The organism is Clostridioides sp. LIBA-7602, assembly GCF_056688945.1.
This window is the reverse complement of sequence record NZ_CP196991.1, coordinates 3,254,018-3,277,758: the sequence shown is the minus strand read 5'-3', so window position 1 is coordinate 3,277,758 and position 23,741 is coordinate 3,254,018. Positions and strand designations below refer to the sequence as shown.

Genomic DNA, 23,741 nt, shown 5'->3' with positions numbered 1-23,741 from the left:
TTGTATACATAAATGTTTAAAAAATAAAGTATAAAAAAGAATTTAATACTAAATGGTTAATTATTACAATACAGCCTATTTATTGAAATAATATCAAATATATATTATAATTGGTAAATAAGGAAAAATTGAATTTTTTAGGGGGAAAATACTATGAATAGAAAAAATTTTTCTATAGTTATGGCAGCTGCAATGATAAGTACATCAGTAGCTCCAATTTTTGCTGCAGAAACTACACAGGTAAAAAAAGAAATAATAACTAAAAAAGAAGCTACAGAATTAGTTTCAAAAGTTAGAGACTTAATGTCTCAAAAGTACACTGGAGGTTCTCAAGTTGGACAACCAATATATGAAATAAAAGTTGGTGAAACTTCATCACAGTTAAAAATAATAACTAATATAGATGAATTAGAAAAATTAGTAAATGCCTTGGGAGAAAATAAAGAACTTCTAGTAACTATAACAGATAAAGGGCATACAACAAACAGTGCTAATGAAGTAGTTGCTGAAGCAATTGAAAAATATGAAAACTCAGCAGACCTTTCAGCTGAAGCTAATGCTATAACAGAAAAAGCTAAAACTGAAACTAACGGAATTTATGGAGTTGCAGATGTAAAGGCTTCATATGATAGTGCTAAAGACAAACTAGTTATAACTTTAAGGGATAAAAAAGAAACAATAACTTCTAAAACTATAGAGGTAAGTATTGGCGATGAAAAAATTGATTTAGTAGCAAATCCAGTTGATTCAACTGGAACAAACTTAGACCCATCTGTAGAAGGATTTAAAGTAAATAAAATAAATAAGTTAGGTTTAGCAGGAACTAAAGACATAGCTGATGTTAAATTAGCTGAAATAACTATAAAAAATAGTGACCTAAATACAGTTTCACCACAAGATTTATATGATGGATATAGATTAACTGTTAAAGGTAATATGGTAGTAAATGGTACATCAAAATCAATTAGTGATATTTCAGCAAAAGATTCAGAAACAGGAAAATATAAATTTACTGTTAAGTATACTGATGCATCTGGAAAAGCTATAGAGCTTACTGTGGAAAGTACTAATGAAAAGGATTTAAAAGATGCTAAAGCTGCATTAGAAGGAAATTCAAAAGTTAAATTGATAGCTGGAGATGATAGATATTCAACTGCTGTAGCTATAGCAAAACAAACAAAATATACTGATAATGTAGTTATAGTTAATTCAAATAAACTAGTTGATGGATTAGCAGCTACACCACTAGCTCAATCTAAAAAGGCTCCTATATTATTAGCATCTGATAATGAAATACCAAAAGTAACTTTAGACTATATAAAAGATATAATTAAGAAAAGTCCATCAGCTAAAATATATATAGTTGGAGGAGAATCAGCAGTATCAAATACAGCTAAAAAGCAATTAGAATCGGTAACTAAAAATGTTGAAAGACTAGCTGGAGATGATAGACATACAACTTCTGTAGCAGTAGCAAAAGCTATGGGTTCTTTTAAAGATGCATTTGTAGTAGGTGCGAAAGGTGAAGCTGATGCTATGAGTATAGCTGCTAAAGCTGCTGAACTTAAGGCTCCTATAATAGTAAATGGTTGGAATGATCTATCAGCAGAAGCTATCAAATTGATGGATGGAAAAGAGATTGGTATAGTTGGTGGCTCTAACAATGTATCTAGCCAAATTGAAAATCAACTTATTGACATTGATAAAGATAGAAAGGTTCAAAGAGTTGAAGGCGAAACAAGACACGATACTAATGCCAAAGTCATAGAAACATATTATGATAAATTAGATAAACTATATATAGCAAAAGATGGATATGGAAATAATGGTATGCTAGTAGATGCATTAGCAGCAGGTCCTTTAGCAGCAGGAAAAGGACCAATACTTCTAGCTAAAAATGACATAACAGATTCACAAAAAAGTGCTCTTGATAAAAAATTAAATCTTGGTGCAGAAGTAACTCAAATAGGTAATGGGGTTGAATTGACAGTAATACAAAAGATAGCTAAAATACTAGGTTGGTAATAATCTATACTGTGGAGAAGATTCCTTAATATATAGGAATCTTTTTCTACAGTTTAGCTATTTATTGTAGATTATAACATTTTATGAAATAGGAGGACATAATAGTGGTAGATGCAACTTTATTTTTTACACCACATCAAGATGATGAAACTTTAAGTATGGGTAGTGCTATAATTGAGCATGTTGAAAAAAGTGATACACACGTAATTTTGTGTACAGATGGTAGTAAATCAATAATAAGAAAAGTTTTAGATGATGGAGGTACATGTTCCTATCATATTAAAGATGTGCATAAGTATTCTCTATCAGAAAGTGAATTTTCAAAAAATAGAGATGAAGAATTCAAAGATAGTTGTGAAGCAATGGGTGTAAAAGAAAGCAATATACATATAGAAGATAATAGAGCTCATGATGGTGAGCTAAATAAAGAAAAAGCAAGAGAAATAATTCTTAAGTATCTAAAAGAATATCCAGATGCAAAAGTAAAGACAGTGACTCCATTTAAAGCTAGTGGAATACATGAAGACCATAGAGCATTAGGTGAAGCAGCTTTAGAATTATATGAAGAAGGTAAAATAAAAGACTTAAGATTTTATGTAGAGCCATATGACTACAATGATTTTAAAAAAGTTAATCCAAATGTAGAAGTATGGGAGGTATTACCTAGCCAAGAAGAGAAGTTATTAAGTGCAATGAATTCATATAAGAAATGGAATCCGGAAAGTGGGCATTATGCTATCGGGTATCATTCAGTAAAATCTCACTTTGATGAACTAGCTACAAGTAAAATACAGTATGTACATGCTCCATAAAATATTATTAAAGAATTAGGAGGTAAGAATTAATGAAAATATCAAAAAAGATAGTGTCATTATTAACTATAACATTTTTATCTATTACATTATATGGAAATACGTCTAATGCGTCAACCAAAGATACACTAACAGGTTCTGGGAGATGGGAAACTGCTATAAAAATAAGTCAAGCTGGATGGACAAAGTCTGATAATGCTATATTAGTAAATGATAATTCAATAGCAGATGCTTTATCAGCTACTCCATTTGCAAAAGCAAAAAATGCACCTATATTATTAACTCAAAGTAATAAACTGGATAGTAGAACAAAAGCAGAATTAAAAAGACTTGGTGTAAAAAATGTATATTTGATAGGTGGCTCAATTGCAATAGGTTCAAATGTTGAAAAGCAATTAGATGCAGATAATATAAACTTTGAAAGAATATCTGGGAGTAGTAGATATGAAACTTCTTTAAAATTAGCAGAAAAATTAGATAAGGAAAATTCTATATCTAAAATAGTTGTGGTAAATGGAGAAAAAGGACTTGCTGATGCTGTAAGTGTTGGAGCTATAGCAGCTCAAGAAAATATGCCAATAATACTTTCTGATTCAAATGATGGAATTGAAGTAGCAAATAATTTTATAGATAGTAAAGATATCAAAAAGTCATATGTAATAGGTGGTACATATTCTATTTCTAATTCTGTAGAAAGAAGTTTACCAAATGCTACAAGAATAGCAGGAGAGAGTAGAAGTGAGACAAATGCAAAGATAATAGAAGAATTCTATAAAGATACTGATATAAAAAATATTTATGTTACAAAAGATGGTACAAAGAATAAGAATGATTTAATAGATTCTTTAGCAGTAGGAGTATTAGCTGCAAAAAATAGTTCTCCAATAATTTTAGCTGGAAATAAACTTGATACTACACAAAAAGAGATTTTAAATACTAAGATTATAGATAAAGTTACTCAAATTGGTGGTTTAGGGAATGAAGATGCTGTAAAAAGCATAATAGATATGCAAGAGAAGACTAAATATACTGTAGAAACTATTGATGAGTTAAATGTTGCTATTAAAAAGGCTGATGCAAATGATGTAATAATATTTGAGCCAGAGAAAGATACTAGTATAAGTGATTCATTTAAGATAGAAACAAATAAGGCTATAACTATAGAATTTGATGGAGTATTCAAAAAATCTATAACTATAGACATGCCTAATGGAGATGTAAAGAATTTTGGAGAAATCTCAGATGATATTAGAATAGATAATATAAAGAAAGGTACTTTAATTAATGAAGGTAGTATACAAGGTATAGATATTTATTCTAAAAATGGATGTAAAATAGAGAATACAAGTGATGGGGATATATGGATTATAACTATAGACTCTGAAGCTAAAGATGTATATATAGAAAATGATGGAGATATAACGAAAATATCAAATAATGCACCAGGTGTTGTAGTAAAAAATTCTGGAAAAATTGATTTAGTAAATGGTAATGAACAACCTGCAATTAGTGGAAAGAAACCAACAACTAATGATACTGAATATAATGATGAAAGGGCGCGTGGATTGTCTGTTAGTACAAAACCTTGTTCAATACCTGAAAAAGACCATGTGAGAGTCACAATATCTAGTGAACCTAAGAATTCAAGATATAAGATTTATTATAGAGTTGTAGAAGATAAACCTTCTGCTATGTATGTAGGAGAAAAAATTAGTGTGAGAAATTGGGATTTGGCATCAAGATCAGATGGTTCATTTGTAGAAAAGGCTAAAAATGGATCATATATAGAAGTTGTTGAAATAAATACTTCAACTAATAAAGTTACTAGATGGGGAAGATCAAATGTAACTGATGATGGATTCTAAGGTGTAAATAAAATTTTTAAAAGTAGATTACTATTTCTAGTAGTCTACTTTTTATTTCCTAAAAATTATCATCTTACTAAATAAATAATTTAAAACGATAACAACTATATTAGTAAAAATCTTCACTATAACATCATTTACAAAAAGTAAATCAACCATTATATACATAATAACCATTTCTATAATACCAGAAATCAACCTAAAACTAACAAAAGACAAAAACTCCTTAAACAAGAACTTTAACTCAACTCTTCTACTTTCAAACACAAAAAACTTATTAGTAACATAAGCAAATAAAACAGCAAGAATCCATGCCAAAGCATTTGCAACCATAAAATTAAATGAAATAACTCTAGTAAAAAATAAATAAGAAACTATATTCACAAGGGTAGTAAATGCTCCAAAAAATAAATATAATATTGTCTCTTTATGTTTTTTTAAAATCAAATATAACCCTCCCAAACTAATCAAATATAACTATTATTGAAGATTCTAACATACTTTAGTATAACATATCCATTAATCAATAAAATCAATACATTATAAAATATCATAAAAAACAAAATTATAGCACTATACAATTAATATGCACTTATAATCCATATTTTATCAAAATAAAATATGACCTTGATTTAGAAATCTGATATAATAAAAATTAAATACATACAAGGGGGTAAATATGAGAAAGTACAAATCAAAAAAATTGTCAAAGCTACTGGCATTGTTGACAGTTTGTTTTTTAATAGTGTCAACAGTACCTGTATCAGCAGAAAACAATAAAACACTAGATGGAGTAGAAACTGCAGAATACTCTGAAAGCTATCTTCAATATCTAGAAGATGTCAAAAATGGAGATACAGCAAAATATAATGGAGTAATACCAGTTCCACATGAAATGGAAGGTACAATACTTCAAAATAAGGGAAGAAGCACTCTTCCATCATCATACAAAGCGAGTGCATCGTACAATCCAATAAATTTAGGATTGACTACACCAGCAAAAAATCAAGGAAATCTTAATACATGCTGGGCATTTTCTAGTATGTCAACTTTAGAATCATACTTAAAGTTAAAAGGTTATGGAACTTATGACCTTTCAGAAGAACACTTTAGATGGTGGTCAACTGGTGGAACATATGGATGGAACTTAGACGATATGTCAGGTAGCTCAAATGTAACAGCTATAGGATATTTGACTGCATGGGCAGGGCCTAAATTAGAAAAAGACATACCATATAATCTTAAATCTGAAGAACAAGGTGCAACTAGACCTTCAAATATGGATACTGCACCAACACAATTTAATGTAACAGATGTTATTCGTCTTGGTAAAGATAAAGAAACTGTAAAAAATGCTATAATGCAATATGGTTCTGTTACATCAGGATATGCACATTATACAAATTACTTTAATGATGATGAAACAGCATATAACTGTACAAATAAGAGAGCACCTTTAAATCATGCTGTAGCTATAGTAGGATGGGATGACAATTATTCAAAGGACAACTTTGCTTCTGATGTTAAGCCAGAATCAAATGGAGCCTGGTTAGTAAAAAGTAGTTGGGGAGAGTTCAACTCTATGAAAGGATTCTTCTGGATTTCTTATGAAGACAAAACTCTTTTAACAGATACAGATAACTATGCAATGAAATCAGTATCAAAACCAGACAGTGACAAAAAAATGTACCAACTTGAATATGCTGGTCTTAGTAAGATAATGTCAAATAAAATAACTGCAGCAAATGTATTTGATTTCAGTAGAGACTCTGAAAAGCTTGACTCAGTTATGTTTGAAACAGACTCTGTAGGAGCAAAGTATGAAGTATATTATGCACCAGTAGTAAATGGAGTTCCTCAAAACAACTCAATGACAAAACTTGCAAATGGAACAGTATCATACTCTGGATACATAAATGTATCTACTAACTCTTATAACCTTCCAAAAGGGAAAGGAGCAATAGTAGTAGTTATAGACAACACAGCAAATCCTAATAGAGAAAAATCAACTTTAGCATATGAAACTAACATAGATGGATACTATCTATATGAAGCTAAAGCAAACTTAGGTGAAAGTTACATACTTCAAAACAATAAATTTGAAGATATAAATACATATAGTGAATTTTCTCCTTGTAACTTTGTTATAAAAGCTATAACAAAAACATCTTCTGGACAAGCTACCTCAGGAGAATCTTTAACTGGAGCAGACAGATATGAAACAGCAGTTAAAGTTAGTCAAAAAGGATGGACTTCTTCACAAAATGCAGTATTAGTAAATGGAAATGCAATAGTGGATGCTTTAACAGCTACACCATTTACAGCAGCAATTGATTCTCCAATCCTTTTAACAGGAAAAGATAACTTAGACTCAAAAACTAAATCGGAATTACAAAGATTAGGAACTAAAAAAGTTTACTTAATAGGTGGAGAGAATTCTTTAAGTAAGAATGTACAAACTCAACTTAGCAATATGGGTATATCAGTAGAAAGAATTTCAGGTAGTGATAGATACAAGACTAGTATATCTCTAGCTCAAAAACTAAACAGTATAAAATCTGTTTCACAAGTTGCAGTGGCAAATGGTGTTAATGGACTTGCAGATGCAATAAGTGTTGGTGCAGCAGCAGCTGATAACAATATGCCAATAATACTTACTAATGAAAAGAGTGAGTTACAAGGTGCTGATGAGTTTTTAAATTCATCAAAAATAACTAAGTCTTATATAATTGGTGGTACAGCTACTTTATCATCAAACTTAGAAAGCAAGCTTTCAAATCCAACAAGACTTGCAGGAAGTAATAGAAATGAAACTAATGCTAAGATAATAGATAAATTCTATACTAATTCAGATTTAAAATATGCTTTTGTTGTTAAAGATGGTTCAAAAAGTCAAGGTGACTTAATAGATGGACTAGCAGTAGGAGCATTAGGTGCTAAAACTGATTCACCAGTAGTTCTAGTTGGAAATAAATTAGATGAAAGTCAAAAAAATGTTCTTAAATCTAAGAAAATAGAAACTCCTATTAGAGTTGGTGGAAATGGAAATGAAAGTGCTTTTAATGAATTAAATAGTCTTTTAGGAAAATAATAAATATAAAGATAGTAAAGCTATACATTTTATTATTAGAAAATATTTAATATAAGTTTATAGATATAAAGTAACAAAATGGAGTGTCTCAAAATGAACTTTTTAGTTCATGAGGCACTCTTTTTGTATGAAATAAAATATATTTTTAGCATTTCAACAATGAAAAAGAGGTTTATCTCTATTTTGAGATAGCTCTTTTTTTATTGGGTGAGGAAAAATGTAATAAATTTAAACTGTAAAATAGTGTAAAGATATTTTATAATATAAATATAGTAAGATTTTAAACAAAATAAGGGGGAAATGATAATGAAAGCACCAAAAACTATCTTAACAACATTAACAATAGCGCTTACTTTAAGTAGCATTTCTATAACTTCATCATATGCACTTACAGAGGAAAAAATAATAGGTAATGGAAGATATGAAACTGCTGTAAAGATAAGTCAAAAGGCGTATGGTTCTAGTACTAATGTAGTACTGGTTAATGATAAGTCATTAGCAGATGCTCTTTCAGCCACACCATTTGCAAAAGTTAAAGGAGCACCAATACTTTTAACAGAAAGTAATAAATTGGATGATAGAACTAAAGCAGAGATAAAACGCTTAGGAGCTAAAGATATTTATTTGATAGGTGGTACTGTTGTTTTAAGTAAAGATATAGAAAATCAATTGAAAAGTGAAGGATTTAATGTAGAAAGAATTAGTGGTAACGATAGATATGAAACTTCATTGATTTTGGCTAATAAATTGAAAGATATAAAAGATATTAAGGAAGTAGCTGTTGTAAATGGAGAAAAAGGTCTAAGTGATGCTGTTAGTGTTGGAGCACCATCTGCTCAAAATAATATGCCTATAATATTATCTAGTCCCAAAGATGGAGTAGAAGCATTTGAAAAATTTATAAAAGATGAAAAAGTTATAAAGGCATATGTAATAGGAGGTACAAATTCTGTCTCAAGAGCAGTAGAAAAGAGTCTTCCTAATGCAGAAAGGTTGAGTGGAAAAGATAGAAATGAAACTAATGCCAAAGTTGTAGAAAAGTTTTATACTGATACAAGTTTAAATAATCTATATGTTACCAAGGATGGAAGTAAAAATGAAAATCAGCTTATAGATTCATTAGCAGTTGGAGTATTAGCAGCTAGAAATGAGTCACCAGTAGTTTTAGTTGGAGATAAACTAAATACAAAGCAGAGAGATGTACTTAGTACGAAAAAATTAAGTACTGTAACACAAGTTGGTGGAAATGGAAATGAAGAAGCTTTTGATGAGATTAAGAGCCTACAAGATAAGACTGTTTTTGAGGCGAAAACTGTTGAAGAATTAACTGACATGATAAATATTGCAAGTCCTAACGATATTATAAACTTTAATCCAAAAGAGGATACTGTAAATGAAGCTTTTAGAATGGTGACAAATAAGCCAATAACTATTAACATAAAAGGCGATTGCTCAAAAACTGTTACAGTAGATATGCCTAATGGTGAAGTAAATAACTATGCTACTTTAGTAAATGTTATAGTTAGAAATATTGGAGAAGGTGGATTTAATAATCATGATACAATAACTATATTGTCAGTTCGTGACAAAAATGGTAGAGTTATAGAAAATACTAGAAATTCAGATATAGAAACAATGATGATATTGGCATCTGCTAATGATACAAAATTAATTAATGATGGCTATATAGGAAAGCTTATAGATAACTCATCTAATAGTGACATCACTAATCATGGAACTATAGATAAAAAAGTAAATCAGGTTGAGGATTTAGAGGCTAAGGTTGATTCAATAGAAAAAACTATAGATTCTATAAGCCAGAAAATTAATAAGATACAAGATATATTAGATAAACTTGGATTTCTAAAGAAGTTTCTTAATTAAAAAGATGTGTATTTAAGAAAGCTATATTTTAGACTTATATCTGAAGATATATAGTTAGATAGATTCATAGCTAAATCTAAATATACAGTTAAATCTTGGGGGAGGTAATATGGAAAGTGGATTTGAAGGTAAATTAGATACAAAAATTATGAAAAACAGAGTTAAATCAATAGATATAATAAGAGGGCTATCGATAGCCCTCATGATAGTTTGTAATAATCCTGGAACTTGGATGAGAATGTATCCTCAACTAAGACATGCTATATGGCATGGTGTAACACTTGCAGATTTTGCATTTCCTTTTTTTGTTATATCTTTAGGTGTTACAATTCCAATATCAATAAATAGTAAACTAAAAAACAATAAGTCTACATTAAGCATAGTACTCAGTATATTTAAGAGAAGTATTTTACTTATATTATTTGGATTTTTCTTAAATTACCTAGGAAATCATGACTTAAATACTGTAAGAATACTTGGAGTACTTCAACGTATGGGACTAGTTTATTTTGTAACTAGTTTAGTATACTTACTACTAAAAAAATTAAATGCAGGAAGCACTATGACTATAATTATATTTATATGTATATCTGCATTTATAATAATAGGTTATTATGTAGTGGCAAAACCATATGGATTTGAGTTAGAAGGTTCTCTTGCACAATTAGTGGATTTCCGTTTTTTTAAAGGTCATTTATATAAACCAGAGTTTGAGCCAGATGGATTCCTAACTAGTATAGTAGCAATTTCTTCAGGAATGTTGGGTTGTACTATGGGATGTGTACTTTTAAAAGAAAACATAGGAGAATACAAAAAATTCTTTAAAATATTAGTTATGAGTATTCTTTTACTAATATGTGCTTTTATATTTAATCAATATTTTCCATTTAATAAAAGATTATGGTCTAGCTCATTTGTACTTTTAATGGCTGGAAGTTATGGTATATTACTGGCAATATTTTACTTCATATGTGACATCAAAAATAAAAGTAAAATATTCACACCAATAATAGCACTTGGGAGTAGCCCTATTTTTACATATATGTGCCTTGAGATATTAAGCCATGTTTTTTGGAATCTTCCAAAACTTACAGATAAAGTCGATTATCCAACTACTTTGGTAGAGTGGGTTACATATGAACTTATAACACCTTGGGCAGGTACAACTTGGGATTCACTTGTATTTTCTTTATTGTATGTCTTATTCTGGGTTATAGTAATGTCTATTATGTATAAGAAAAAAATATTTATTAAAATTTAGTGTGATATTTTTTTAGATAAGTATTCCTTTGTTTTGTTTAAATATACAGAAAGTATCGGATATAACCCAAATTTCCTCTAGATAAAATTTAAAAATCATGCCATAAAAGATTACAAAAAGATTACAATTTGTAATTTTTTGTGCTATAATGAAAAAAGATTTACATAATATTGAATTTATGTAATATAAAACAAATTCAAGACGAATTAAAAAAGATTTAAAGGTCTAAAAAATCTAGGGGGGATATAATGAAAAAGAGTACAAAATTATTGGCAACAGGAATGTTGTCTGTAGCAATGGTGGCACCAAACGTGGCTTTAGCGGCGGAAAATACTACTGCAAATACAGAATCTAATTCAGATATTAATATAAATTTACAAAGAAAAAGTGTAGTGTTAGGAAGTAAATCGAATGCAAGTGTGAAATTTAAAGAAAAATTAAATGCTGATTCAATAACATTAAACTTTATGTGTTATGATATGCCACTTGAAGCTACTTTAAATTATAATGAAAAGACAGATACATATGAAGGTGTAATAAACTATAATAAAGACCCAGAATACTTAAATGTATGGGAACTTCAAAGCATAAAAGTAAATGGTAAAGATGAACAAAAAGTCTTAAACAAAGAAGATTTAGAATCTATGGGATTAAATCTTAAAGATTATGATGTTACACAAGAATTTATAATAAGTGATGCAAACTCAACAAAAGCAGTAAATGAATATATGAGAAAAACTTCTGCACCAGTAAAAAAACTTGCAGGAGCTACTAGATTTGAAACTGCTGTTGAGATAAGTAAACAAGGTTGGAAAGATGGAGCTAAGAAGGTTGTAATAGTTAATGGAGAACTGGCAGCAGACGGAATAACAGCTACTCCACTTGCTTCTACTTATGATGCACCAATATTACTTGCAAATAAAGATGATATACCAGAAAGCACAAAGGCAGAATTAAAACGTCTAAATCCAAGTGATGTAATAATCATTGGTGATGATGGTTCAGTTTCACAAAAGGCAGTATCTCAAATTAAATCTGCTGTAGATGTGAATGTAACTCGTATTGGTGGTGTTGATAGACACGAAACATCTTTACTTATAGCAAAAGAAATAGACAAGTACCATGATGTTAATAAAATATACATAGCAAATGGTTATGCTGGTGAATACGATGCTCTTAATATCTCACCAAAAGCAGGTGAAGACCAACAACCTATAATATTATCTAATAAAGATTCCGTACCACAAGGTACATATGATTGGTTATCTTCACAAGGTTTAGAAGAAGCTTATTACATAGGTGGTAGCCAAAGTTTATCATCAAAACTTATAGACCAAATATCTAAAATAGCAAAAAATGGAGCTTCAAAAAATAGAGTTTCTGGTGCAGATAGACATGAAACAAATGCAAATGTAATTAAGACTTTCTATCCAGACCAAGAGTTGAGTGCAATGTTAGTTGCAAAATCTGACATAATAGTTGACTCAATAACAGCAGGACCTTTGGCAGCTAAATTAAAAGCTCCAATACTTATAACTCCAAAAACTTATGTTTCTGCATATCATACTACAAACTTATCAGAAAAAACAGCAGGAACAGTATACCAAATTGGTGATGGAATGAAGGATAGTGTTATAAGCTCTATAGCATCTAGCTTATCAAAGCATAATGCACCTACAGAACCAGAAAATCCAGGAGATGCTGCAGGAAAAACTGTAGTGATAGACCCAGGTCATGGGGGTTCTGATTCAGGAGCAACAAGTGGATTAAATGGTGGTGCACAAGAAAAGAAATATACTCTTAATACAGCATTAGCAACTACTGAATATTTACGTTCAAAAGGTGTAAATGTTGTTATGACTAGAGATACAGATAAAACAATGGCTTTAGGAGAAAGAACAGCACTATCAAATACTATAAAACCAGATTTATTTACAAGTATACATTACAATGCATCTAATGGAGCTGGTAATGGTGTAGAAATCTATTATAAAGTAAAAGATAAAAATGGCGGAAAAACTAAGACTGCTGCATCAAATATATTAAAAAGAATATTAGAAAAATTTGACATGAAAAATAGAGGAATCAAGACAAAAACACTTGCAAATGGAAATGATTACCTATATGTTTTAAGAACTAATAATTATCCAGCAATACTTGTTGAATGTGCATTTATAGACAATAAGAGCGATATGGATAAGTTAAATACAGCTGAAAAAGTAAAAACAATGGGAACTCAAATTGGTATAGGAATAGAAGAATCTGTAAAATAAAACAAAAAATATTAAAGCAAAATATATCATCTCCTGTTATAATGTAAAATATAGCAAGGGATGATATATTTTTGTAAAGAATCAAATTGTTTACAATGACGTTTATTGTATTGATAATCTGCTCATTATTGAGTATAATATAGAAATAAGTCAAAAATAAGATAGAAATAAGTTGAAATTAAGAATTAAAAAAATTTTTATTCCAATATGGAGGTAACTATGTCTGGATATACTAATGATGAATGTGAAATACCTAAAGTTAAAAGCTATCCAGGGGCAGATAAAGAAATTGCAAGTGAGATTGACTATAGCATAGTAAAAGGAACAGTTTTATTCGACTTGTACCAAAGAATTATGGATTTAGTTTTATCTATAATAGGACTTGTGATAGGTTTACCTTTAATAGCAATATTTGGAATTCTTATTAAAATAGAGGACAAAGGACCAATAACTTATAAGCAAGAAAGACTAGGAAAATGCGGGAGAAGATTCTATATATATAAATTAAGATCTATGAGAACAGACGCAGAAAAATTTGGCGCACAATGGGCTGAAAAAGATGATCCTAGAATAACTAAGGTTGGAAAGTTTATTAGGAAAACTAGAATTGATGAGATTCCACAGCTGTTTAATATATTAAAGGGGGACATGGGTTTAATAGGCCCTAGACCAGAGAGACCAAACTTTACTGTTCAATTTAATGAGGAAATACCTGGATTTATCAACAGGCTTGCTATAAAACCTGGACTTACAGGTTGGGCACAAGTAAATGGTGGATACGAAATCACTCCTGAAGAAAAACTTAAAGAAGATATTTACTATATAAAAAATAGGAGTATATTACTTGACTTTAAGATACTCTTTAAAACTGTTAAAGTAGTATTGACAGGAGATGGAGCTAGATAATTTTAAAATATTAGATTACTAATCAATGAAAAAGCTCTTTAAAAAGAGCTTTTTTATTGTCAAAAAATACAAAAAAAGAAAAGGAATGAGAACTTATGATTAAAAAAATTTCTACTATATTATCGTTAGTTTTATTAATCTCTATTTCTAGTACGATAGGAGTATTTGCAGATGCAAATCCTAAAGAAGAGTTGATAGAAGGCAGTATACCAGAGATTTCTACAGAGTTAAATAAAAGAGTATTTAAGAGTTCTAAGGAAGTAATTCTTGTAAATGAAGATTCAATTGTAGATAGTATAAGTGCAACACCTTTAGCCTATGTAAAAAATGCCCCAATAGTTGTAACTAAGAATAAAAATCTTGGGAGAGTAACAAGAAATTATCTAAAAGAACTGGGTACAGAGAAAGTTACAATAATAGGTGGTTTAAAAGCAGTATCTAAAGATGCTGAGCGTACTATAGAAAGAATGGGAATGAAAGTTGAAAGAATAAGAGGAAAAGACAGATATGATACATCCTTAAAGATAGCTAGAGAAATGTATAGAACAGTAGGATTCGATAAAGCATTTTTACTTAGCTCAACTGTAGGATTAGAGAATGCCATATCTGTATATTCTTATGCCGCTAAAAATGGAATGCCAATAATATGGGCTAAAGATGAAGGTTTTGAAGAACAAATTGATTTCCTAAAAGGTAAAGACCTTGAAACAATATATGCATTAGGTGATTCAAAAGAGTTTATTGCAGAAGTTGATTCTAGCTTAAAGAATATAGAAGGTATAAAGCAAATAAATAAATCAAGTACGAATATCGATTTAATAAAGAAGTTTTATAATGAAAAGGATATAAAGAAAATATATACTGCTAGTTTAGACTTTGGTAGTAGGTCTGATGTAAATGAATATATTTCTTTGGGAGTAGTATCAGCTAAAGAAAATATGCCAATACTGATTTGTAGTGATAATTTAAGTAGTACACAAGATAAATTCTTAAAAAGTAACAATATAAATGAGGTAGTTGAAGTTGGATATGCAGTAGGGGATTATAGTCTATTAAAGAGTGTATTTAATCTAACATCCTTATCTTGTATAATATTAATACTATTATTGTTATTGATTACATTTAGGGCACTTAGATATGATTCAATATAGTCTTTAATTTATAAGGAAGCTTTTCATAGGTTAGATTTATTTAATCAGAATAATGTTTATAAGCAGTTTTAAAAGTTCTACTTTTAGAGTTTAAATAGATAAGGAGAAAGAAAATGTCAAAAACAGCTAAAGCAGCATTGTGGATTATGGCAGCCACTATGTTTTCAAAAGTATTAGGTTTCCTTAGAGAACTTGTACTTGCAAATTTCTATGGGACAGGTATGTATGCAGACGTATTTGTATTAACATTAAATATACCTGGTTTAATCATAGCAGTCATAGGCTCTGCAATTGCTACAACTTATATACCTATGTACTTTGAGACAAAGAAAAGACTCGGAGATGAAGGTGCCTTAAAATTTACTAATAATGTTTTAAATATATGCTATATAATGGCTATAATAATAGCTATTCTTGGGCTTTTATTTACAGAGCAATTTGTTACAGTATTTGCAGCTGGATTTAGAAATGACCCTGCTAAGTTCCAAGCAGCAATATTATTTACTAAAATAATGATTTCAGGAGTTTTGTTCCTGAGTGGAAGTAAAATATTTAGTTCATTTTTACAGGTGAATGATAGTTTTGTAATTCCTGGACTTATAGGAATTCCATATAACATTATAATAATAGCAGCAATAGCACTAAGTGCAGGAAAAAATGTATGGATACTACCAGCAGGAGCACTACTTGCTATGGCGAGTCAACTATTATTTCAGTTGCCATTTGCATTTAAGAAGTCCTATAAGTATAAGCCTTATATAAATTTAAAGGATGAGTCTATAAAAGAATTAGTTAACCTAGTATTGCCTATGTTAATAGGAGTAGCTGTTGGACAGTTAAATATATTTGTTGACAGGTTATTGGCAACGACTTTGGGGGATGGAAAGTTGTCTGCTCTTAACTATGCAAATAGACTAAATGAGTTTGTTATGGCGTTATTTGTTACATCTATAATAACTGTTATATATCCTAAACTAGCAAAAATGTCAGGTAAAGATAATAAAGAAGGATTTATAAGTACTATTGTAAAATCATCAAACTGTATTATATTGGTGGTGCTTCCTATATCTATAGGAGCTATCATATTAGCAGAACCTTTAGTTAGAATCTTATTCCAAAGGGGAAAATTCGATGCATTATCAACAGATCTTACATCTATAGCACTTAGATTGTATTCGCTAGGCTTATTAGCTTGTGGAGTAAGAGATGTTTTATATAGAGCATTTTACTCTCTTGCAGATACAAAGACACCAATGATAAATGGAAGTATAGCTTTGATAATAAACATAGTTCTTAATTTGATACTGATAAGACCACTGGGTCATGCAGGTATTGCTATATCAACTAGTACATCTAATATAATTACAGTTATATTACTATTTATATCTCTTAAAAAGAAAAATGGATATTTTGGAGGAGATAAAATTATAAAGACTGGTATAAAAAGTTTGGTAGCATCGGGCGTAATGGCAGTAGTTACTTTATTGATATATAATAATCTATATGTATTTATGGGTGCAGGAACAATCAAAGAAATTATATCAGTTGGAGTTGGAGTATTAGGTGGAGCTTCTGTATATACGATATTGATAGTTTTATTTAAGGTAGAAGAGATGGATTTAGCTTTTGAATTTTTAAGAAAAGGAAAACAAAAACTACTTAAAAGATAGATATTTACATTAAAAAATTAAAATAAAGTCAGAAAGGATGAAAATATGGATTATAAGAATAATTATGAAATGTGGTTAAATTCTCCTTATTTTGATGAACAAACAAAAGATGAGCTATTAAACATAAAAGATGATGAAAAAGAAATACAAGATAGATTTTATAAGAATTTAGAGTTTGGGACAGGTGGTTTAAGAGGTATAATAGGAGCGGGAACTAATAGAATTAATATTTATACTGTTAGACGTGCGACACTTGGGATTTTAAATTATATCATGAAGACTCAAGGAGAAGAAGGAAAACAAAAAGGAATAGTTATAGCACATGATAGTAGATACATGTCGAGAGAGTTTTGCATAGAAGTAGCAAAGACTTTAAGTGCTTATGGTGTAAAGGCTTATGTTTTTGAAGAATTAAAGCCTACTCCAGAACTTTCTTTTGCTGTTAGATACTTAAAGTGTGCTATGGGAATAGTAATAACAGCAAGTCACAATCCTAAAGAGTATAATGGATATAAGGTATACGACTCAGATGGAGGCCAAATCTGTATAGATATGGCAAATGATATAATAGCAGAAGTTAATAAGATTGATGATTATAGTATTATTAAAAGTTTAGATTTTGAAGAAGCCTTATCTAAAAATTTAATAACTATATTAGATAATGAAGTAGACGATGAGTTTATAAAGGCTGTTAAGAAACAAGTTTTAAGACAAAATATAATAAATGAATACGGAAAAAAATTAAAAATAATATATACACCTATTCATGGAACTGGAAATAAGCCAGTAAGAAGAGTCTTAAGTGAATGTGGTTTTGAAAATGTAATGGTAGTTACAGAGCAAGAATTGCCAGATTCTAATTTTTCAACAGTTAAGTATCCTAATCCTGAAGAAAAGTCAGTATTTAATATAGCTATTGAAATGGCAAAGCGTAATGATACTGATTTGATAATAGGAACAGACCCTGATTGTGACAGAGTAGGTGTTGTTGTAAAAGATTCAAGTGGTGAATATGTAGTTTTAAATGGAAACCAAGTGGGCTCACTTTTAGTTAGATATATATTAGAGAGTTTAGTTGAAGAAAATAAACTTCCTAAAAACAATCCTACAATAATAAAAACTATAGTTACATCAGAACTAGGTGCCAAAATAGCAAAGGCTTATAATGTAGATTGTTTAAATACTTTAACAGGATTCAAATTTATAGGAGAAAAAATAAAAGCATTTGAAGAAAGTAATGATAGAAGCTTTATAATGGGATATGAGGAAAGTTATGGTTACTTAATTGGAACTCATGCTAGAGATAAAGATGGTGTTGTATCTTCACTTATGATATGTGAAATGGCAGCATACTATTCTTCAAAAGGTATGAACTTGTATGAAGCTTTGATAGATACATATAATAAATTTGGATATTATAAAGAAGAATTAAAGTCAGTGACTTTAAAAGGTATAGATGGAATAAAAAAAATAAAAGAGATGATGCTTTACTTTAGAAGTGTTAAAATAGATAATGTGGCTGATGTAAAAGTAGATAAAATTTTAGATTATAAAGATGGAGTCGATGATTTACCCAAATCAGATGTACTTAAATTTTTACTTGAAGATGGTTCTTGGATAGCTATAAGACCTTCAGGTACAGAACCTAAAATTAAATTTTACTTTGGAGCAAATTCAGACAACCAAGAAGATGTAGAATTTAAATTGAAAAATTTAATATCTTATATATTAAATGTAGTGGATTCTATATAAAAAGCTAAGGGGAGATAAACAATGAAAGTATACAATGTCATAATGGCTGGAGGAGGCGGAACTCGTTTCTGGCCACTTAGTAGACAAGAAGTACCTAAACAGCTTATAAATTTAAGTGGAGAAGATGCTTTAATAAATGAAACTATAAATAGAATAGATTCTCTAGCAAAAAAAGAAGATTTATTTATAGTAACTAACGAGAAGCAAATGGATGCTTTAAAAGATACAGTAAAAGATAAATGTTTAGATGACAATATTTTACCAGAACCATGTGCCAGAAATACTGCTGCAGCTATAGGTTTTGCAGCTTTTAATATAATGAAAAAATATGGTGATGGTGTTATGTGTGTATATCCAGCTGACCATTATATAAAAGATGAAAAAGAATTTAAATCTATTTTAGAAAAAGCTATCTATATAGCAGAAAATAATGATAAACTAGTAACTATTGGGATAACTCCTACATTTCCATCAACAGGGTATGGATACATAAATTTTAATAGAGAAAGCACAATAGAGAATGTTGCATATGAGGTAGTGGAGTTTGTAGAAAAGCCAAGCTATGAAATTGCTAAAGAATATGTAAACTCTAAAAAATATGTCTGGAATAGTGGAATGTTTGTATGGAAGGTATCTAAAATATTAGAAGATTTTAAGAGATACTTACCTAAAGTATATGAAAAGTTAGAGGAAATCAGTAATTACTTAGGAACAAAAGATGAAATAGAAAAAATAAAAGAAATATATCCAACAATACAATCAATCTCTATAGATTATGGTATTATGGAAAGAAGTAATGATGTTATAGTAGTTCCTGGTGATTTTGGATGGAATGATGTTGGTTCTTGGGATTCTCTGGGTGCAATATACCCAACTGATAATGAAGGTAACATCAAAAGAGGTGAAAATATTACTATAGATACTAAAAACTCAATTATATATTCAGATGATAAATTAATATCTACAATAGGTATTAGTGATTTGATAGTAGTATCTACGAATGATGCAGTTATGGTTTGTAGAAAAGATAAAGCTCAAGATGTCAAAAAGATAGTAGAGCAATTAAAAGAAGAAGATAGACAAGAATATATGTAGGAGGTGTTCATTTGATTCCTAAAAAAATACATTATGTATGGTTTGGTGGTCCAAAAGGAAATATAGAAAATATATGTATAAATTCTTGGAAAGAAAAACTTCCAGAATATGAGATAGTAGAGTGGAATGAAAAAAACTTTGATATAGAAAAAGAGATAAAAGGAAATAAATTTTTGGAAGAATGTTATAAAAGAAAGCTTTGGGCATTTATATCAGATTACACAAGAATAAGAGTACTCTATGAACAAGGTGGAGTTTATATGGATACAGATATGCAAATCTTAAAGGATATAACTCCTCTTTTGGAAAATAATAGACTAATCTGTGGGTATGAAGATGATAGAGAATATATAAATGGAGCTATAATAGGTGCAGAAAAAGGACATCCTTTTTTAAAAGACTTATTGGAGTATTATGAAAAAGAAGTGCTTACTTCTTCATTGTTTACAATACCAAAGATTATGACTCATCTTATGGAAAAAAATTATAAGAAGATTGACCCAAATAATTATGAAGAGGGCATATGTGCCTATGATAAAGAATATTTTTATCCTTTTGGATTTAAAGAAGACTTTACACCAGAATGTATAACAGAAAATACTTTTGGGATACATTGGTGGGGAAAAAGTTGGGCTAAAAAGAGAAATTATTTCTTAGAAAGCAAACACTTAACAGGTGCAAATAAGATATGGAAGTGTTGTAAAATATTTGCAAGTAATACTTTACGAAACTAAAAGGGAGAAAGTAAAATGAAGACTTTAAACGATGATAGAAATATTATGATGAAAAAATATCTTTATATATTTGTTTTGTTTATCATAGTACTTAGAAAGTATATGATATCATTTATTGACCCAAATATAAATCTAGGGATGATTAAATCAGCGTTATTTTATTCTTCAATAGGAATACTAATGCTACTTTTTTTATTTGATAAGAGAAAAAGTATAACAGAAATGTTTCTAGTTGGAGCTTGTGTCTTACTTTATGTATTAAATAGAGAAGGAGCTATATTATTAATTGTCTTACTAGCTGTATCAGCTAAACAAATAGATGATAAATATATAGTTAAAAGTTACTTAATAATATCTGCATGTTTTTTAATAGCAGCTATATTATTATTTAATTTATTTCCTTCATTAGTATTTAATCAAGAAGTCCACTATAGATATATAGAAAATATAGATATGCTTGTTACAAGAATGGATTTTGGGCTTGGCAATCCAAATAGTGTATTTTATCATATGGTTACTATATATGCAGCATATATATTCTTAAGATATAAAAACTATAATAAATGGGATAGAATAATTTTATTTGGTTCTGCATTTTTTGTTTATCAAACTACATATAGTAGAACTGGTTTTTTTACTATATTAGCAGGATTAATATTTGTAGAAATAATAAGATTAATAAACATAAAAAAAATAAAAGGTCTACCAACACTTGTAAAGATATTGCCAATACTACTTACTTTATCTAGTGTGGCTATTGGTATAATGTTTTCTAAAAGCAGTATATTAAATAGATTATTAGCAAGTAGACCTAAGTATTGGCACGTATACTTAGCTGAAGCAGGAAATTTTATGAAACCTTTTGGAAATTCATATAGTGCAGCTATAAAAGCAACTAATCCATTAGATAGTTCTTATATATATATAATTAGTGTGCTGGGAGTAGTTGCTTGTATATTATTTATGTATTTGATGTATAAAGGCATAGGAAGTTTTATAGAAAAAGATAAAAAGGAGTATTTAGTAGCTTTATTCATATTTTTACTATACTCTTTTGCAGAAAACTTACTATTAGAGGCTTCATTTAGTTTTGTAATAGTGTTACTAATAAAAGAAGTTATATTAAATGATAAAAGAGAGGTAGACTTGTGGAAAACGAAAAGTAGGAGGTAGTAATGTTAATATCATTAATAATGCCAACATTAAATAGATATGATGATATATACTTACTTATGGACAGCTTAAAAAGTCAAACTTACAAAAACTTTGAACTTATAGTAGTAGACCAAAATAATAATAACAAAGTTAAAGATATAGTTGATAAATATGTTGATAAGTTAGACATAAAGTATATAAAAAGTGATAAGCCAGGATTAAGTTATAACAGAAATGTAGGCATAGACAATGCTAAAGGGCAAATTATAGGCTTCCCTGATGATGACTGTGTTTACGAAAGTGATACATTAGAAAAAGTTATAAATTTCTTTAATCAAAATAAAGATTATAAAATATACAGTTGCAAAACTATGGATGCAAATAAAATTGATGCATTTAAAAAAATGGCGGATGGAACTTGTGATATTACAAGTTCCAACGTTTTAAATACTATAACATCTATAACTTTTTTTGTTGATTTTGAAGAGAAAGAATATACAAGATTTGATGAAAAATTAGGTGTTGGTGGAGAATTTGGTGCTGGTGAAGAGATAGATTATGTTTTAAATTTATTGAGCTTAGGATTTAAAGGAAAATACTTTGGAGATGATATAATTTACCATCCTGCAAAAAAACATTCTAAATCTAAAGAAAAGTATCAAAAAGATTATAACTATGGAAGAGGTTTTGGAGCACTCTGCAAAAAAGAAATAATCTATAGAAAGAATTATAAGTTTGTAAAGGTTATGGCATCAAAACTTGTAAGAAATATAGGCGGTCTTATATTGAGTTCCAACAGAGATTATCATAGTGCCACTATAAAAGGAAGAATTAATGGATTTAGACAGTATAAGTTATAATGAGGATGGTGTTTATGGACAAGGTTAAATTTTTAATAAATATGCTTTTGGCTTTTTTTATGTATCCATTTAATAAGCATAAGTTTAATGGTAGAAATATCTGGCTTATAGGTGGGCATTCAGGAGATATATACAATGATAATGCGAAGTTCTTTTATGAGTATATGTTGAAGGAGCATAATGATGTAGAAACTTATTGGGTAGTAAATAAAGACAGTAAAGTATTCGATAAAATTCCAGGCAAAAAATTAATAAGAGGAAGTGTAGAAAACTATCTATATTATTACAATTCAAAAGCTATAGTATTTTCACATGCGCCATCAGCAGATATAGCACCATATAATTTTGCTGTACCTGTTCTTAATTATTTTCATAAAAAGACGGTAAAAGTGTTCTTAAATCATGGGACTATAAGTTTTAAAAAGAGAAAACCAATGAATAAAAAATTCAAAAATATTATAGATAATCTATATAAAAGCTATAATATAGTTACAGCAAGTTCTGAGTTTGAAAGAAATGTTATGGTAAATGACTGGGGAATGTTGGATGACTCAGTTTATATAATTGGAAATGCAAGATACGACAATTTACCAACAAATGAAGTTGCACAAACACGAGATATACTATATACTCCTACATGGAGAGATTGGATAAAATTTAGTTCAGGAAAATTTACAGATACAGATTATTTTAAAAGTATAATGAATTTTTTGAATGATGACAAGTTAAATAAAATACTAGATGAGAAAGATATAAATGTAAAAATTTATATGCATCATCTTATGCATGAGTTTATAGATGACATAAAAGAAAATATAACGGGAAAACGAATTGTGTTTTTAGATAAAGGGGTAACTCTAGCAAATGAAATTAGAAAATCAGCTGCAAATATAACTGATTATTCAAGTGTAGCTATAGACTTTTTATATATGAATAGACCTATATTGTTTTACCAATTTGATTTGGAGGAATATATGGAAAAAGTTGATTCATATATAGATTTAAAAGGTGAAATGTTTGGGTCTTTAGCTTATAATAATGATGAAGCTGTGAATAAACTTATTGATATTATTGAAAATAATTTTGAGGTTATGGATAACCAAAAAAATGAGAGAAATAAGTTTTTCAGATATAATGACAATAAGAACTGCAAGAGGATATATGATTGTGTAATAAGTAAAATTAAATAAATATTTTATAAATGATG

17 protein-coding genes are annotated in these 23,741 nt (G+C 29.0%); 16 read left to right on the top strand and 1 reads right to left on the bottom strand.

Annotation, left to right across the window (positions count from 1 at the left end; genetic code table 11):
- Positions 1–153 precede the first annotated feature (153 nt).
- From ACTG45_RS15475 to ACTG45_RS15465, 3 genes are all read left to right on the top strand, one after another.
- Positions 154–2,025, top strand: a complete 1,872-nt coding sequence (locus tag ACTG45_RS15475) for a cell wall-binding repeat-containing protein (RefSeq protein WP_479919313.1) — start codon at positions 154–156, stop codon at positions 2,023–2,025.
- A 104-nt stretch (positions 2,026–2,129) separates the two neighbouring features.
- Positions 2,130–2,837 (top strand): PIG-L family deacetylase, encoded by a 708-nt coding sequence (locus tag ACTG45_RS15470; RefSeq protein WP_479919312.1) that lies wholly within the window; start codon positions 2,130–2,132, stop codon positions 2,835–2,837.
- A gap of 32 nt (positions 2,838–2,869) precedes the next feature.
- Complete coding sequence (locus ACTG45_RS15465) at positions 2,870–4,702, top strand: cell wall-binding repeat-containing protein (RefSeq protein ID WP_479919311.1); 1,833 nt, start codon at positions 2,870–2,872, stop codon at positions 4,700–4,702.
- 51 nt (positions 4,703–4,753) lie between these two features.
- On the opposite strand, the gene ACTG45_RS15460 is transcribed toward ACTG45_RS15465, so the two are convergent.
- On the bottom strand, positions 4,754–5,149 hold the full coding sequence (locus ACTG45_RS15460) for a GtrA family protein (RefSeq protein ID WP_479919310.1): 396 nt from the start codon (positions 5,147–5,149) through the stop codon (positions 4,754–4,756).
- 232 nt (positions 5,150–5,381) lie between these two features.
- On the opposite strand from ACTG45_RS15460, the gene ACTG45_RS15455 reads away from it, so the two are divergent.
- The 13 genes from ACTG45_RS15455 (at position 5,382) to ACTG45_RS15395 (ending at position 23,724) form a co-directional block, all read left to right on the top strand.
- Complete coding sequence (locus ACTG45_RS15455) at positions 5,382–7,793, top strand: cell wall-binding cysteine protease Cwp84 (protein WP_479919309.1); 2,412 nt, start codon at positions 5,382–5,384, stop codon at positions 7,791–7,793.
- 306 nt (positions 7,794–8,099) lie between these two features.
- Positions 8,100–9,677 carry a cell wall-binding repeat-containing protein gene (locus tag ACTG45_RS15450; protein ID WP_479919308.1) on the top strand — a complete coding sequence of 526 codons (1,578 nt, stop codon included), beginning with the start codon at positions 8,100–8,102 and terminating at the stop codon, positions 9,675–9,677.
- A 109-nt stretch (positions 9,678–9,786) separates the two neighbouring features.
- Positions 9,787–10,938: a DUF5009 domain-containing protein gene (locus tag ACTG45_RS15445; RefSeq protein WP_234781137.1), complete on the top strand. Its 1,152-nt coding sequence runs from the start codon at positions 9,787–9,789 to the stop codon at positions 10,936–10,938.
- Positions 10,939–11,186: 248 nt separating this feature from the next.
- Positions 11,187–13,211 (top strand): N-acetylmuramoyl-L-alanine amidase, encoded by a 2,025-nt coding sequence (locus tag ACTG45_RS15440; protein WP_479917338.1) that lies wholly within the window; start codon positions 11,187–11,189, stop codon positions 13,209–13,211.
- 219 nt (positions 13,212–13,430) lie between these two features.
- Positions 13,431–14,117 carry a sugar transferase gene (locus tag ACTG45_RS15435; protein WP_021385677.1) on the top strand — a complete coding sequence of 229 codons (687 nt, stop codon included), beginning with the start codon at positions 13,431–13,433 and terminating at the stop codon, positions 14,115–14,117.
- A 95-nt stretch (positions 14,118–14,212) separates the two neighbouring features.
- A complete protein-coding gene (locus tag ACTG45_RS15430) occupies positions 14,213–15,268 on the top strand; it encodes a cell wall-binding repeat-containing protein (RefSeq protein ID WP_479919307.1) in 1,056 nt (351 codons plus the stop codon).
- 113 nt (positions 15,269–15,381) lie between these two features.
- The gene (gene murJ / locus ACTG45_RS15425; protein WP_479919306.1) at positions 15,382–16,938 is read left to right on the top strand and encodes a murein biosynthesis integral membrane protein MurJ; all 1,557 of its coding nucleotides are present in this window, start codon (positions 15,382–15,384) and stop codon (positions 16,936–16,938) included.
- 45 nt (positions 16,939–16,983) lie between these two features.
- Positions 16,984–18,690, top strand: a complete 1,707-nt coding sequence (locus ACTG45_RS15420; protein WP_479919305.1) for a phospho-sugar mutase — start codon at positions 16,984–16,986, stop codon at positions 18,688–18,690.
- A gap of 21 nt (positions 18,691–18,711) precedes the next feature.
- Positions 18,712–19,785, top strand: a complete 1,074-nt coding sequence (locus tag ACTG45_RS15415; RefSeq protein ID WP_479917336.1) for a mannose-1-phosphate guanylyltransferase — start codon at positions 18,712–18,714, stop codon at positions 19,783–19,785.
- 11 nt (positions 19,786–19,796) lie between these two features.
- Positions 19,797–20,519, top strand: coding sequence for a glycosyltransferase family 32 protein (locus ACTG45_RS15410; protein WP_021385663.1), 723 nt, complete (start codon positions 19,797–19,799; stop codon positions 20,517–20,519).
- Positions 20,520–20,534: 15 nt separating this feature from the next.
- A complete protein-coding gene (locus ACTG45_RS15405; RefSeq protein WP_479917335.1) occupies positions 20,535–21,692 on the top strand; it encodes a polysaccharide polymerase in 1,158 nt (385 codons plus the stop codon).
- Between the two features lie 2 nt (positions 21,693–21,694).
- Positions 21,695–22,534 carry a glycosyltransferase family 2 protein gene (locus ACTG45_RS15400; protein ID WP_479919304.1) on the top strand — a complete coding sequence of 280 codons (840 nt, stop codon included), beginning with the start codon at positions 21,695–21,697 and terminating at the stop codon, positions 22,532–22,534.
- A 14-nt stretch (positions 22,535–22,548) separates the two neighbouring features.
- Entirely contained in the window at positions 22,549–23,724 is a 1,176-nt protein-coding gene (locus ACTG45_RS15395) for a CDP-glycerol glycerophosphotransferase family protein (RefSeq protein WP_479917333.1), read from the top strand.
- The last annotated feature ends 17 nt before the right edge of the window (positions 23,725–23,741 follow it).